The sequence below is a fragment of the Humidesulfovibrio sp. genome (assembly GCF_030689645.1).
Classification (GTDB): Bacteria; Desulfobacterota; Desulfovibrionia; order Desulfovibrionales; family Desulfovibrionaceae; genus Humidesulfovibrio.
Genome location: NZ_JAUYFU010000088.1, coordinates 1 through 13,938 on the forward strand (window position 1 = coordinate 1; position 13,938 = coordinate 13,938).

The following is a 13,938-nucleotide window of genomic DNA, read 5'->3' on the forward strand; positions in this document are numbered from 1 at the left end:
TGGGATGACCGTCGAAGACGTGGTTTATTCCCACCTCAAGTCAAAGCAGATCACGCCGCTGAACCTCGCACACACAATTTCCCACGCCAGGCCGTGCCTTGCCGAGATAGGGCAGGTTCAGGTTTCCGACCTCACGAAGCATCACATGCGCGAGCTGGTCAAAACAATGCGCGCAACTGGTGTGACACAGCTTACGCTCAACCGCCGTATCAGCATCATCAAGGCCGCGCTCACCTGGGCCGCCGAGGATGAGGAGTTGATAGAGACCAACCCCGTGGCGCAGTTCAAGTGCCCGCGAGGCGAGGAAAAGAAAACAGTCCCCCCCAGCCCTGCCGAGGCGCGCCGCATCCTGGCCGTTGCCCCTCCCCACGTCTACCGGGCCGTGTTGCTGTCCTTTTACCTGGGCGTGCGCGTTGGTCCGTCCGAGCTGTTCAAACTCACCTGGGAGTATGTTGACATGGAGCGCGGCGTGGTCAACGTGCCAGCGGCGAAGAAGAACAAGACCGTCTCCTGGCGCGAGGTCGGCATTTCCGCAGACCTTGCGCCGCTGCTTATGTCCTGGGGCGAGGCCGACGGCTGGCAGGGGCCGCTCGTTCACTACGATGGCCACGCCATCACGCACATGAAACGGGCCTGGGCCAGCACCTTGAAAGCGGCGGGGATAGAACGCAGCTTGACCCCGTACAGCCTGCGCCACGCTTTTGCCACCTATGCCCTTTCGAACGGCGCGGACATCGGCGCGCTGGCAAAGATCATGGGCCATTCTTCCACCGCCATGATCCACCGGCACTATCAGCACGTTTTGGACAGCCAGCGCAGACAGGTGACGGATTCCCTCCCCAAGATCGTTGACATACAGGAGCGACATACAGCAACGCCCGCTGATGCCCTGGATTCGTCACCTTTTTGTATGTCAACGGATGCAGATATCGAATTAAAGCAGTAGTTTGCAGCGTGGGCCACGCTTTCGCAACGCATAGGCCAGGAGTTCAATCCTCCTCATCTCCACCAAAGAAAACAACGGCTTACAGCGAAATGCTGGAAGCCGTTTTTTCGTTTTGCTACCCTGAAGGCCTAACAGTCCGACGGTAAGCTCGCAGTAGACTGAGTAAACCCGCGCACAATTCGGCACTGGTCTGATACTCTTTTATTTCTTACGTTTTGGACCGCTTGGTCACTTTGCAGGTGCAGCCCTTCAGGCGTCGCCTCTTGCCTTTTGCAGGTCATCCTCCGAGGCGACAGCTTTGGGCTGCTTGCCAGCCACGCCTTCAGTAAATGGAAAGCCCCTTGCGGATGGTTTCGCAAGGGGCTTTGTCTGCGGGTGTGTTCGGAGCAACGCTCTGGAAGGTCAATTCCTATTGCTTTGCAACAGGCTTCGAATAGCTGGTGGGGCCTTGCTCGTAGCCCACCTGCTTAAGCCACCAGGCCGGGTAGAAGACCGGCTGGGCGATGCCCGTGGGCGTGTTGAGGTAGCCGTCGCTGTAGCGGATGTACAACTGCTCGGACAGCGCCCACCAGTCCTTCAGCACGTCCTGGGTCAGCTGCTCGGAGTGCTTGGTCAGCAGGGCGCGGGCGGCCTTCTGGTCGCCCTTGTTCCAGAGCGCCAGGGCGCGGGCCTCCTGGGCCTTCTGAGTGCCGAAGAACATGCTCTCGTGCTTCTCGCGCATTGCCTGGATGTCTTTGATCATGAAGGAATACTTGAGCTGGGCCTGGTTGGCCACATAGTTGAACGCGGTCCACATGCTGCCGCGGTCCAGCTTGAGGATGTCGCTGGTCTGGATGGGCTTGGGCAGGCCCGTGGCCCCGGCGTAGAAGGGCATGAGGACCGCCGTGGCCGGGCGGTCTGGGCCATACCACGTGACGCCGCCGATGGCAGCGGGAAGCCAGTCACGCGACTGATTCACGTAGGCGTAAACGCAGCGGTAGATGTTGAGGGGGCGCTCGAATTCGCCCTTGACCTTTGAGAGCTGTCCTTCCTTGTCGGCCAGGGATTCTGCGCCGCCCTCAAAGCGATTGGGGTCGCCGAAGGGACCAGCGGCCAGGCCTTTGGTGAGGTCGAACTCCGTGCCTTCGTAGTTGTCGCGGTGGATGGCGAAGATGTCCTTCACGTCAAGCTTCTGGTCCGGCTTGACGGCGAAGGGGTAGGCGCGGGTGAAGGGGCCTTCGGCCCAGGGCGAGAGCTTCAGGGAGGGCGCCACCAGGGACTGCGCGCGCCAAACGCGGCGCAGGGAATAGTAGGGGTGGTGGAACTCGCCGTCGCCGTAGACTTTGGTCCAGTCGAGGGCTCCATCCGAAGGCTTCCACCAGCCTTTCTGCTGTGCCGCTTGGAAAATGTTGGCGGAGTGCATCATGTCCGGGTCGCCGGTGCGGACCTCGCGGATGCGGAACTGGTTGGCCGCGACGAAGAATGCGTCATCCGGCACGCGCTGGGCCACCCAGACGCCAGAGGTGCCGTCCTTGTCGTAGCCGCACATCTCCATGACCCAGCCTTCTTTGGCGTCCGCCACCAGCAGGGTCTCACCCGTTCCGTAATAGCCGTATTTTTCGATAAGCTCGCCCATGATCTTGACGGCTTCGCGGGCGGTTTTGCTGCGCTCAAGGGCCACGCGGGAGAGTTCGGAAGAGTAGAAGATTCGTTTGCCGGGCTCCGGCTCGGGGTCCACCTTGGCCTTGTCCGTGCACTCGCCGATGGACACCTGGTGCTCGTTCATGATCCCGTAGTTGGCGTCGAAGTAGGCGTATGTGTGCGCCACCTGCGGGATGTAGCCGAGAGGCACGCTCTTGGGGTCTCCCTTGGTGCCGTATGCCGGGGCGCGGGAGCCATCCACCAGACGGTGGCTGATGGTTCCGCCCCATTGCGGCTTGAAGTCGAGGGCGCAGTGGGAATAGTACACGGGCCGCATGGCGCCGGGCTTGTGATCCTTTGCGGGAACGTAGACAAGCCTGGCGTCGTTGTAGCCGTCATCGGAATGGGAGACCATGACGGAACCATCCGCCGAGGCTTTTTTCCCCACCAGGATGGTGGTGCAGGCAGAGGCCATGTCTGCGCTGAAGAGCATGGTCAAGGCCACAATCAGCCACCATGCCGGTGCTCGCCGTTTGCAATGCTTCACAGCTTTTGTCTCCATGCTTCTCCCTTCTGTTTTTTGTGTCTCACCATTTTAGAGCCTGCTCATTGTCTGCAATGGAATACGTATACCCATACGGCAAGGTGAGGGCTCCAGTCCAGAAACAAGAGCGGTTCCAGCGTTATTTTCATCCCTTTCTCCTGCAAACGAACAGGCCCTTGCGATTGTCGTCGCAAGGGCCTGTTTTTTTGTCGTTTTGGGTGGATGGAGGGGCTCTAGCGTTCGGACTCCCGCTCCTCGGCGCAGGCCACGCACAGCCCAACGCCGGGCAGGGCCTTGAGCCGCGCCTCGGGGATCACTGCCTCGCATTCAGCGCAATGCGCCACCCCATCAATGAAGATCGGGCCGGGGCCTGGCTCGGAGACTGCGGCGTCCGCCAATGCGGCTGCGCGTCGATTGGTTTCAAAATCCTGGGCGTCGTCTGCGGCGTCACTCATGTATACTCCCTGCGCGTTGTCGGTGCATTGCAAAATTGTGTGGGGGTCGTCGCGCTGCTTTGGCGGCTGCGGTGTGGCGGCTGCGGTGTGTCAGCACTTGCGCAGCGGGCAGGGCACGGGGCCGGAAGGGCAGGAATTGTCGTTGTTCACTACGTCGGCCAGCCGGGTCTTGATGGCCTCCATTTCGTCCATGTTCTCCAAGAGCAGATCCACCAGTTGAGGATCGAACATTGCGCCGCTCTGGTCGCGTATATAGCCCAACACCTGCTCCTTGGTCCAGGCCCTCTTGTACACGCGGTCCGAGTACAGCGCATCGAAAACATCGGCAAGGGCCGTGATGCGCGCCAGCACGCTGATCTCTTCTCCCTTGAGTCCGCAGGGGTAGCCGCCCCCATCCCAGCGCTCGTGGTGCTGCAGGGCGATGTCTCGTGCCCGCGCCATGAACGCCTGATTAGACGAATTCAGTATCTTGTGGCCGATGACCGTGTGGTGCTTGACGATGTCGAATTCCTCTGGAGAGAGCCGCCCCGGCTTGTTGAGAATTGTTTCCGGGATGCCGATCTTGCCAACATCATGCATGGGTGACACGGTTCGCAGCAGGGCGACTTCCTCCTGCGCGAGGCCCATCTTTCGTCCCAGCAGGCCGGAGTATTCCGCCACTCTGCGCACGTGGTTGGCTGTCTCGTGCGAGCGGGTTTCAATGACTTCACCCAGGGTGGAAAGCAGCTCCACCTGCATCTCCATCATCTCCCGGTTCAGGGCGAGGATGTTTTCATTGCTGCGGTTGATTTTGCGCTGCTTGAACACGTTCTGCGCCAGCAGCGCTATGATGACGCCGAGGATCCCGATGACGGCAAGCGCCATGAGGATTACTGGTCTGTACCTCTCGAAATAGCTTTGCGGCTTGTTGAGCAACACCGTGTCCGAGGGCAGACTGGACAGGGGGATGCCGAAGCGCTGCAACGCGCGGTAATCATAGGTCGGCCCGGCCATGCCCAGAGGCTGGTCGAACACCGCTGGCGGTCGCTTCCCGGACAGACGCTCCAGCAACGTTTCAGCGGCTTTTTTCCCGTGGGCGTAGCTGTTGAGCACGCAGCCTCCGACAACGCCGGTGTTCATCTGGAAGTCCCAGGCCACGTAGACCGGCACGGTGGAGCTGGCGGCTATGGCGCGGGGGGCCTCTTCAGGGGCCAGAGCCCGCCCCGTGGAGTCCTGAAAAAGCACCAGGAGATAGAAGAGCTCGCCGGGGGTGCGGTTAAGCGCGAAATGAAGCAGGTCGCCCATGGGCATGGTCGGCAGGATGACGATCTCCACGCGCCTGGCCAGCTCGGCGGCCTGCTCCAAGAAGTCCCGGCGAATATACTGCCCGGTCAGGGTCTCGTCGACGATGACATAGATTTTTCGCGTTCCAGGGTTCTGCTCCAGCGCGGCGTTGAGGGTCTGAAGGTGCGGCACGCGCTCGATAATAATGTTCATGTCATCCGCATTGGCAGGAATGGATTTGGGGTCGTTGATGCCGCTGGCGGCGATGAAGGCATCGGGGAAGAGTTCGCCCCTGTGCTTTGCGGCAAAGTCCAGGGCATTGTTGTCGGTAAGGATGACGCCGTCGAAGTGCTGCCCGGAGAATTTCGACCGATAGAGGGCGAGAAGCTGGTCAAGGTAGGAGGCGGAGTTTTGGTACTTCGTGTCCATGTACTCCACGCGGTAGTTCGCGTGCACCAGGGGCGACTGCAATACCGAGAGGATCCCCGCGTTCTGGTCCTGGGTCCAGGAATAGTCCGCCCCGTAGGAATGCAGCACCAGCACTCGCCGACGCTGGACCGTTTCATCCGCAGGGACTGATTCCGCCAGGGTGAGCAGCAGGAGCAGCGCGAGGAGGATGGCCTTGATGGAGGGCTTCATTCTCCAGCACTAGCACGCCAATAATTCCATGCGCAAGGCAAGATGCGCCCGCGAGGCGCGAATTGCTCCTCGCAGGCGCAGGGGGGATGAAAGGGTGCTGGGCTGCGGGGGCCCGCCTAAGCTTCTTCGGTCAGCTCGGCCACGCGGGCCTCTGCTGCCTCCCAGCGGGCAAAGGCGGCTTCCAGCTCCGCCTGCATGCCGGCAAGCTCGTTGCGCATGGAGACAAGGACCTTGGGCGCCTTCTTGTACAACTCTGGGTTGGCGAGGCTTTCCGTGGTCTTGGCGATGTTCTGCTCCATAACCTCGATGCGCGCCGGGAATTCCGCCAGCTCCTCGCGCAGGGCGGTCAGCTCGCGCTGCTCCTTGAACGAGAGCTTGCGGGCCTTGCTCGACGGCGGCGCGACGGCGGGCTGCTTCACCAGGGCGGGCTTGGCGGCGGCCTTGGCTGCGGCGTCGTCCACGGCCTGGGGGCGCTGGCGCAGCCAGTCGTCAAAGCCGCCCACGTATTCGTTCACCACGCCATCGCCCTCAAAGGCCAGGGTGCTTGTGACCACGTTGTTCAGAAAGGCGCGGTCGTGGCTCACCACGATGAGGGTGCCGGGGTATTCCATGAGGCGGTCTTCCAGCAGGTCCAGTGTCTCGGCGTCCAGGTCGTTGGTGGGTTCGTCCATCACCAGCACGTTGGAGGGCCGGGTGAAAAGCCGCGCCAAAAGCAGCCTGTTGCGCTCTCCGCCGGAGAGGATGCGCACCGGGCTGTTGGCCCGCTCGGACGAGAACAGGAAGTCCTTCAGGTAGCCCATGACGTGGCGCGTATGGCCGCCGATTGTCACCTGGTCCGAGCCTTCGGCCACGCTCTCGCGCACGCTCTTGTTCGGATCAAGCTCCTCGCGGTGCTGGTCGAAGTAGGCCACCTCAAGGTTGGTGCCCAGGCGCACGGCGCCGCCTGTGGGCTTCATGCGGCCCAAGAGCACCTGGATGAGCGTGGTCTTGCCCGCGCCGTTGGGGCCGATGAGCCCCAGCTTGTCGCCGCGGATGATGGTCAGGTCCAGGTCCTGGAACACCGGGGTGTCTGTGCCGGGCCAGATGTGGGAAATCTTTTTGGCCTCGATGACCAGCTTGCCGGAGCGTTCTGCCTCCTGCACCACAATGGTGGCGGTGCCGGTGCGTTCGCGGCGCTGGGCGCGCTCGTCGCGCAGCTTCTTCAGCTCGCGCACGCGGCCTTCGTTCCTGGTGCGCCGGGCCTTGACGCCCTGCCGCACCCAGACTTCCTCCCGCGCCAGCTTCTTGTCGAACTCGGCCCAGGTTTTTTCCTCAGAGGCCAGCTGGGCCTCCTTGCGCACAAGGAAGGTGTCGTAGTCGCAGGTCCAGTCGGCCAGCTTGCCGCGGTCCAGCTCGATGATGCGCGTGGCCACGCGCCTGAGGAACATGCGGTCGTGGGTGATGAAGATGAGGGTCTTCACGTGGCGCAGGAGGAAGTCCTCCAGCCAGGCGATGGAGTCGATATCCAGGTGGTTGGTGGGCTCGTCCAGGAGCAGCACGTCTGGTGCGCCCACCAGGGCGCGGGCCAGCAGCGCCCGGCGCTTGAGCCCGCCGGAAAGGTCTTCGAAGCGCTGGTCCGGGTTCAGGGCCAGGCGCGTCACTGCGGTGTCCACGTCGGCCAGGGATTCCCAGCCGCCCAGGTCCGAGAGGGCGATCTGCGCCGCTTCGAGCTCCGCCGCGTCGCCGCTGGCAAGGGCGCGGTGGTGCTGGGCGATGTGCGTGCCGATTTCGCCCAGGCCCTGGGTCACAACTTCATACACGGTGCCGGTGAGCACCTCGGGCACCTTTTGCGACAGGCGCGCAACCTTGAGCCCGTTGGCGCGGGCGATGTCGCCGCTGTCCGGGGTCAGGTCGCCGGAGAGCAGCCGCAGCAGGGTGGATTTTCCCTCGCCGTTCCTGCCCACAAGGCAGACGCGCTGCCCCGGCTCGATTTGGAAGGTGATGCCGTCGAGCAGCTTGGGGCCGCCGAAACTCATGCACAGGTTGTTTACGCTGATAAGTGCCATGCCGGGCTTCCTATGCTGGAGCGCGGTTACGGTCAAGGGCGGCGGCCGCCGCCTGGAGGGTCAGGGCGCGGCCAGAAGCGCGGGAAGCCCGGCCAGATCCACGCAAAAAACGCCCATGCGCGAGAGATCGAAAATGTTGTGCTCCGCCACTTCGGGGGTCTGTGCCGAGCAGGCGTTGGTGACTACGATGGTGCGGTAGTCCCGCGCCATGGCGTCCACTGCGGTGGCCCGGATGCAGTTGGGGTACTGGGTTCCGGCCAGCACGAGGGTCTCCACGCCCAGGCGGCGCAGGAGCGCGTCGAACTCCGTGAACAGAAAGGCGCTGAAGCGCAGCTTGGACAGGCGATATTCGCCGGGTGCGGGGGCAAGCTCCTGCACTATGTCCGCCCCTTTCGTTCCGGCCACGCAGATGCCCTGGCCCCGGCTGAAGGCATCGCGGCGGAAAAGCTCCACGTCGGACCCGTCGGCCCTGTGGCTTCGCGTCACGTGGATGACGGCCCAGCCCTCGGCCCGCGCCTGGTCCAGCAGGCGGCGCAAGGCCGGCAGTGTGGCCTGCGCTCCGGCCACGCAGGCCGTTGCCCCAGGCAGCACGAAGTCGTTCTGCATGTCGATGATGGCCAGGGCGAAGTTGTTGGGCGCGGTCATGGGGGCTCCAGGTTGGGCGGTGTGTGGGGCGATTGCCGCAGCCTAGCGCAGGGAGCCTGTGGTGAACAAGGGGGTACGCATTGCGCCCCGCAAGCGGGCGAGGTATGGGAAGGGCGTGGTTGCCCGTCCACGCCGGGACTGAGCCAGGGGCGGGACGGTGCAGCGGGAGGTTCAGGCCAGCAGATGCCGGTACAGTGTGCGTTCGTAGGCGCGGCTCATGCGCCGGGCCAGGGGTTCGGCTATCCCGGCCTCCAGAAGGCGGCAGTAAAGGTGCAGCGGGTTCAGCAGATGTTGCAAGTGGCAGCGCAGAGTGTTCATGCGGGCCCCCTCCTTGGTGGGGGACTGGGTTTGACAAATTCTAAGCAAGGGCCGTGCCTGCCGTGAAATCGCCAATAAGTCCGCAGAGGCCGCAGAATCTGCCCTGGGTGCTTGCCGCACCCTCCTGCGTTTTGCCTGCCCCGGTGTCGGAAAATTGCATCTTTCTCGCACCGGAATTTGACGAAATCGCCCTGGCCTTCTTTGAGACCGAAGCCTGCCTGGCCTACACCGGGCAGGATTTGCCGCCAGGGCTTGCCCAATTGCCCGTGAGCTGGCACATGCACCTGCCCCTCGACCTGCCTTGGGGCGCCGGTGTGGAGCGCGTGGCTGAAATCGTTCTGGAGCTGCGCCGCCGCATAGCGTTTCTTTCGCCGGGATCCTTTGTGCTGCATCCGCCGCAGGAGCCGGACCAGCTGGCCGGCTTGGCGCTGCTGCTGGAGAAAGGCGGCCTGCCGCTCGAAGCCCTGCTGGTGGAGAACATCGCCGGCCGCGACTTGGCACAGCATTGGCAAGTCATAAGCGGCCTGGGCCTTGGCGTGTGTCTGGACCTGGGGCACATGCTGGTGCATGGGCAGGAAGACTTTCTGGACCTGCCGGAGCTTTTTTCGCGCACGCGCATGGTTCATCTGAACGCCCCGGACCCGCTCAAGCCCGCCCGCCACGCGTCCCTGTCGCTGCTGGATGGCCGGGGCCGGGCGATCATGACGCGATTGCTTGATGGACTGGCTCCGGGCGGGGTGGTGGTGCTGGAACTGTTCAACGAGGAAGCCTTGTGCGACTCTCTGCGCTGTCTGCGCGCCGCTGTTTCGGCTGGCGTGGGGCAGGGCGGAAACCTGGAGGCCAAAGCGTGATCACCTTCGTCATCGGCGGGAACAAGTCCGGCAAGTCGGACTACGCCATGAAACTGCTGGAGGCCGAGCCCGGCCCGGCGTTGTTTTTGGCCACGGGCAAGGCCAAGGATTTGTCCTTTCGCAACCAGATAGCCTCCCACCGCGAGCGCCGCGATCCGGCCCTGCCTGTTGTGGAAGTGGGCTGGGACTTGCCACTCGCCCTGCTGGAGGCTAAGAAGAATTACAAGGCGGTGCTGGTGGACAGCCTGGACTTCTGGCTGTACGTCTGCACCCAGGAAGGCCGCGACCCGGAGTTGTGCGACGCGCTGCTGGATGTGCTCCGGCATTGCCCGGATTTTCGGATCATTTTGGTGTCCTGTGAAATTGGCTTCACGCCCTTGCCCGCCTCACATGAGGCCAGGAGTTTCCTGAAAAAGCTCGGTCGGCTCAATCAAGCCGTGGCGGCGTTGTCCCACGAGGCGTACCTCGTGGTGGCGGGCCTGCCCCTGGCGCTTAAAAAGGCGGAACATGGGCGTATCCAAGCTGACTGACGAAAAGCTCCAGGCGCTTTTGTCCTTGCTGAACAAGGACCAGCGCTGGCTCATCGTCATCAACGCGGACCCGGATGCCATGGGCGCTGCCCTTGGGCTCAAGGCTATTCTCTCGCGCCGCGTGCACGATATCGGCATCGGCCATGTGAACGAGATCAAGCGCCCGGACAACCTGGCCATGATCCGGTATTTGCGTGTGCCCACACGAAAGCTCATTCCGAACCTCATCGCCCAGTATGACCGTTTCGCCCTGGTGGACAGCCAGCCGCACCACCACCCGGAGCTGGCCAAGCTGGACTACACCGTGGTTATTGACCACCACCCCATTCTGGCCGACAAGCCGGTGGTCGCGCCCGTGGTGGACATCCGCCCCAAGTTCGGCGCCACCTGCTCCATGCTGACGGAATACATCCAGCGCCTGGAGATCCGGCCCCCCAAGCTGCTGGCATCGGCCCTTTTGTACGGCATCAAGGCCGACACTCTGAACTTTCAGCGCAAGTTCATCGACGCGGACATCAACGCCTTCAAGTACCTGTCCAAGTACGCGGACCATACGCTCATCACGCGCATCGTGCGCAGCGAATACCACCTGGAGTGGATGCGCTACTTCTCCCGCGCGTTCTACAACCTGCGCCGCATTGGCACGGGCCTCACTGCGCACCTGGGCAAGGTCGCCAGCCCGGACATTCTGGTGGTTGTGGCCGACTTCTTCATGCGCGTGCACTCCATTTCCTGGGACGCCGTCTCCGGCGTCTGCGACGACACCCTGGTTGTCATCTTCCGGGGCGACGGCATCCGCAAGGACATCGGCAAATTCGCGGCCACGCTTTTTGGTGAAATCGGCTCCGCAGGCGGCCATAAGGGCGCGGCCCGCGCCGAGATCCCCCTCTCCGCCCTGGACGGCAAGGACCCGGAAATGTACGTGCTCAAAAAGCTCTCGCGTGGCAAAACAACCGGTTTCCAGCGGATCTAGCGCATGTCCCTCAAGTCACGCCTGAACCTCGGCGACGCCGAGCCGCTGTTCCTCGTCGACGGCACCAGCTTTCTCTACCGGGGCTTCTACGCCTACCCGGACCTGAAGCGCTCCGACGGCCTGCCCACCAACGCCATTTTCATCGTGCTGCGCATTCTGCTGCGCATCTTGCGCGAGGAACGGCCCAAGTTCGTGGGCTTCTTTATGGACGGAAAGGGCCCCACCTTCCGCCACGGGATGTTCGAGCCCTACAAGGCGCAGCGGCCAAAAATGCCGGAAGACCTGGCCGTGCAGATCGAGCCCCTGCGCGAGGCCGTGAAGCTCCTTGGCCTGTCCCTTACCATTTCCGACGGCATCGAGGCCGACGACTGCATCGCCAGCCTTGCCGCCGCGCACCAGGCCGAGCGCCCGGTGGTGATTGTGGCGTCGGACAAGGACCTGAAGCAGTGCCTCACGCCCAACGTCTACCTGTGGGACCCGGCGGGAAAGAACGAGAAGGTGACGAGCGAGGCCGACTTCATGGCCGAACTGGGCATCCGCCCCGCCCAGTGGCCGGATTTGCAGGCCCTCATGGGTGATTCTTCCGACAACATCCCCGGCCTGCCGGGCGTTGGCCCCAAGACGGCCCTCAAGGTCATCCACGATTTTCCCACCCTTGAGGACCTGCGCGAGGCCGAGGAGCGTGGAGACAAGCGTCTGCCCGAGAGCTTTCGCAAGAAGCTTGATGGACGCATGGACGACGTGTTCCTGTACCGCGAGTTGACGCGCCTGCGCCTGGGCTGCTGCCCGGATTTGTCCCTGGACGCCCTGGCTGTGCAGCCGCCGGACGTGCCCAAGCTTTCAGAATTTTTGCGCGCCTACGAGTTCAAGAGCCTGCTGCGCGAGATTCCCCAGGCCGGCCAGGCCGCGCAGAACGCGCACTCGGCCTCGTACAGCGGCCCGCCGCCGTGGGAGCAGGGCAGCCTGCCGCCGCTTGCGCCACAACCGCCGATGCCTCCGCAGGTCCCGCTTTCCGCCGCCACGGCCTCGTTCATCGCGCCTGTGGGATCAGAGGCGGCCACGTCCTTCGCCGCGCCCTTCTCTGCGTCGGTGCCGGCCAAGCCCACGGCCTCGAAAAAAAGCGCCGGAGCAGGGCAGCTTTCTCTTTTCGGAGGCGGCTCACCCGCCCCAGCAGCTCCCTCGCTGCTCGACTTCGTCCCCGTCGCGCCCGTTGCCGATGTGGACCCGTTGCCCCTGCGCCATGTGGCCGATGTCTCGGCCCTGCCGGATTTCACGGGCCGCACCGTGGGTTTGGTGCCCCTGGGAGATGCGAGTCCTTTGGGTGGCAAGGGTGGTTTCCGCCTTGCGCTGGATGGCGAGGAGGGCGAGCTGGTCTTTGCCGGGCCGGACGAGGATCTGGCGGTACGTCTGGCCGTGGCGGAACGCATTGCCGCGCCCAGCCTGCAAGAGCTCCTGCGCCGCAGCAAGGCGTGGGACGCCGTGCCCCTGGCCGTCTGGTTCGACCTGGGCCTGGCCGCGTACCTGCTGAATCCCGAGGACCGCAATTATTCTTTCGATCGTCTGCGCCTTGCGCTCTTCGTTGCGCCCGATCCCTTTGCCGACCTGGATGCCGCGGAAACACTCCCCCTTGAAACCCCCGAAGGGGGCGAAGGGGGCGAAGGGCCGCCGCACCCGGACGCCCAGGCCCAGGCGGCCCTGTCCTGCCTGCGCGTGCTTTCGCGCCGCTTGCAGGGCGCCGGGCTGGCCGAGCTCCTGCGCGACCTTGAGACCCCGCTCATTCCGGTGCTGGCCGCCATGGAGCGCCGGGGCGTGCGCATCGATTTCGCGGCCTTCAAGAGCTTCCTCACAGAAGTGAGCGCGGAGGTGGAGGCGCACACCAAACGCATCCAGGAACTGGCCGGAGGTCCCGTCAACGTGCGCTCCAGCCAGCAGCTGGCCGAGGTGCTGTTCAAGAAGCTGGGCCTCAAGCCCGCCGGCAAGACCCCTGGCGGCGCGCTCTCCACCGGGAGCGACGCCCTGGAGAAACTCGCAGGGCAGCATCCGATCGTGGAGGCGATTCTGGCTTTCCGCGTGCAGGAGAAGCTGCGCTCCACGTATCTTGAGCCCATGCCGCGCCTGGCCGATGCATCGGGCCGCCTGCACACGCGCTTCAACCAACTTGCCACCGCCACCGGACGTCTTTCCAGCTCCGGCCCGAATTTGCAGAACATCCCCATCCGCGGACCCCAGGGCGCGCGCATGCGGGCCTGCTTCGTGGCCTCGCCGGGCACGCTCTTCGTGGGCGCGGACTACTCCCAGGTGGAGCTGCGCGTCCTCGCCCACTTTTCCAAAGACCCGGCCCTCATCGACGCCTTCCAGAGGGACCAGGACATCCACAGCCGCACCGCCGCGCTGCTTTTCGACAAGGATGCGGCAGAGGTCACGCCGGACGAGCGGCGCGGGGCCAAGACCATCAATTTCGGGCTCATCTACGGCATGGGCCCGCAGAAGCTGGCGCGCGAGCTGTCCATCACCACCAATCAGGCCAAGGAGTTCATCGCCCGCTACTTCGAGAAGCTGGGCACCCTCAAGAACTTCTATGAGGACCTGCTCCAGGACGCCCTCATGCGCGGCTACGTCACCACCCTGGCGGGACGCCGCAGGCTTCTGCCGGAGCTGTTCTCGCGCAACCAGCAGGTGCAGGCCCAGGCGCGCAGGCAGGCCATCAACACCGTCATCCAGGGCAGCGCCGCCGACGTCATCAAGCTGGCGATGCTGCGGGTGTACAACAGCCCGGAACTGGCCGCCCTGAACGCCAAGCTCATTTTGCAGGTGCACGACGAACTGCTGCTGGAAGTGCCGGAGGCGGGCGCCCCGGAGGCTGCGGCGGAGCTTGCGCGCCTCATGCAGAACGTGGTGACCCTGGCCGTGCCCCTGAAGGTCGACCTGGGCCAGGGCCGCAACTGGGCCGAGGCGCACTAAAGAACCAATCCGGCGCGAAGTTCTTTACTCTACGGGCAGCACTGCTCTCTGGTTTTTTTAGAGCCGACGGGGTGACTCGTCGGCTTTTTTTGCGGTCGCGGCTGCGGGAGGATTGATTCTGCATGGCCGACCTGCGTCTGGAAAGGCC

The 13,938-nt window shown here is 63.8% G+C and carries 11 protein-coding genes; 5 read left to right on the forward strand and 6 right to left on the reverse strand.

Annotated elements, in window-relative coordinates; translation table 11 throughout:
- Positions 1-946, forward strand: a 946-nt coding sequence (locus Q8O35_RS12385) for a site-specific integrase (protein WP_305573756.1), incomplete at its 5' end; no start/stop codon positions are given.
- 409 nt (positions 947-1,355) lie between these two features.
- On the opposite strand, the gene Q8O35_RS12390 is transcribed toward Q8O35_RS12385, so the two are convergent.
- From Q8O35_RS12390 to Q8O35_RS12415, 6 genes are all read right to left on the reverse strand, one after another.
- On the reverse strand, positions 1,356-3,128 hold the full coding sequence (locus Q8O35_RS12390; protein ID WP_305573758.1) for a dipeptidase: 1,773 nt from the start codon (positions 3,126-3,128) through the stop codon (positions 1,356-1,358).
- A gap of 215 nt (positions 3,129-3,343) precedes the next feature.
- Positions 3,344-3,565 (reverse strand): TraR/DksA C4-type zinc finger protein, encoded by a 222-nt coding sequence (locus Q8O35_RS12395; protein ID WP_305573760.1) that lies wholly within the window; start codon positions 3,563-3,565, stop codon positions 3,344-3,346.
- Positions 3,566-3,655: 90 nt separating this feature from the next.
- Positions 3,656-5,467 carry an HD domain-containing phosphohydrolase gene (locus tag Q8O35_RS12400; protein ID WP_305573762.1) on the reverse strand — a complete coding sequence of 604 codons (1,812 nt, stop codon included), beginning with the start codon at positions 5,465-5,467 and terminating at the stop codon, positions 3,656-3,658.
- Between the two features lie 116 nt (positions 5,468-5,583).
- Entirely contained in the window at positions 5,584-7,512 is a 1,929-nt protein-coding gene (locus Q8O35_RS12405) for an ATP-binding cassette domain-containing protein (protein ID WP_305573764.1), read from the reverse strand.
- Positions 7,513-7,572: 60 nt separating this feature from the next.
- Entirely contained in the window at positions 7,573-8,157 is a 585-nt protein-coding gene (locus tag Q8O35_RS12410; RefSeq protein WP_305573768.1) for a cysteine hydrolase family protein, read from the reverse strand.
- A gap of 171 nt (positions 8,158-8,328) precedes the next feature.
- The gene (locus tag Q8O35_RS12415; protein WP_305573770.1) at positions 8,329-8,475 is read right to left on the reverse strand and encodes a hypothetical protein; all 147 of its coding nucleotides are present in this window, start codon (positions 8,473-8,475) and stop codon (positions 8,329-8,331) included.
- Positions 8,476-8,528: 53 nt separating this feature from the next.
- On the opposite strand from Q8O35_RS12415, the gene cbiR reads away from it, so the two are divergent.
- From cbiR to polA, 4 genes are read left to right on the forward strand one after another with little or no spacing between them, the layout of a single operon-like run.
- Entirely contained in the window at positions 8,529-9,326 is a 798-nt protein-coding gene (gene cbiR / locus Q8O35_RS12420) for a cobamide remodeling phosphodiesterase CbiR (protein ID WP_305573772.1), read from the forward strand.
- On the forward strand, positions 9,323-9,856 hold the full coding sequence (locus Q8O35_RS12425) for a bifunctional adenosylcobinamide kinase/adenosylcobinamide-phosphate guanylyltransferase (protein ID WP_305573774.1): 534 nt from the start codon (positions 9,323-9,325) through the stop codon (positions 9,854-9,856). The genes cbiR and Q8O35_RS12425 overlap by 4 nt, the downstream gene beginning before the upstream one ends.
- The gene (locus Q8O35_RS12430; protein ID WP_305573775.1) at positions 9,834-10,829 is read left to right on the forward strand and encodes a bifunctional oligoribonuclease/PAP phosphatase NrnA; all 996 of its coding nucleotides are present in this window, start codon (positions 9,834-9,836) and stop codon (positions 10,827-10,829) included. Before Q8O35_RS12425 ends, Q8O35_RS12430 begins: the two co-directional genes overlap by 23 nt.
- A 3-nt stretch (positions 10,830-10,832) precedes the next feature.
- Positions 10,833-13,790: a DNA polymerase I gene (gene polA, locus Q8O35_RS12435; protein WP_305573777.1), complete on the forward strand. Its 2,958-nt coding sequence runs from the start codon at positions 10,833-10,835 to the stop codon at positions 13,788-13,790.
- Positions 13,791-13,938 lie beyond the last annotated feature (148 nt).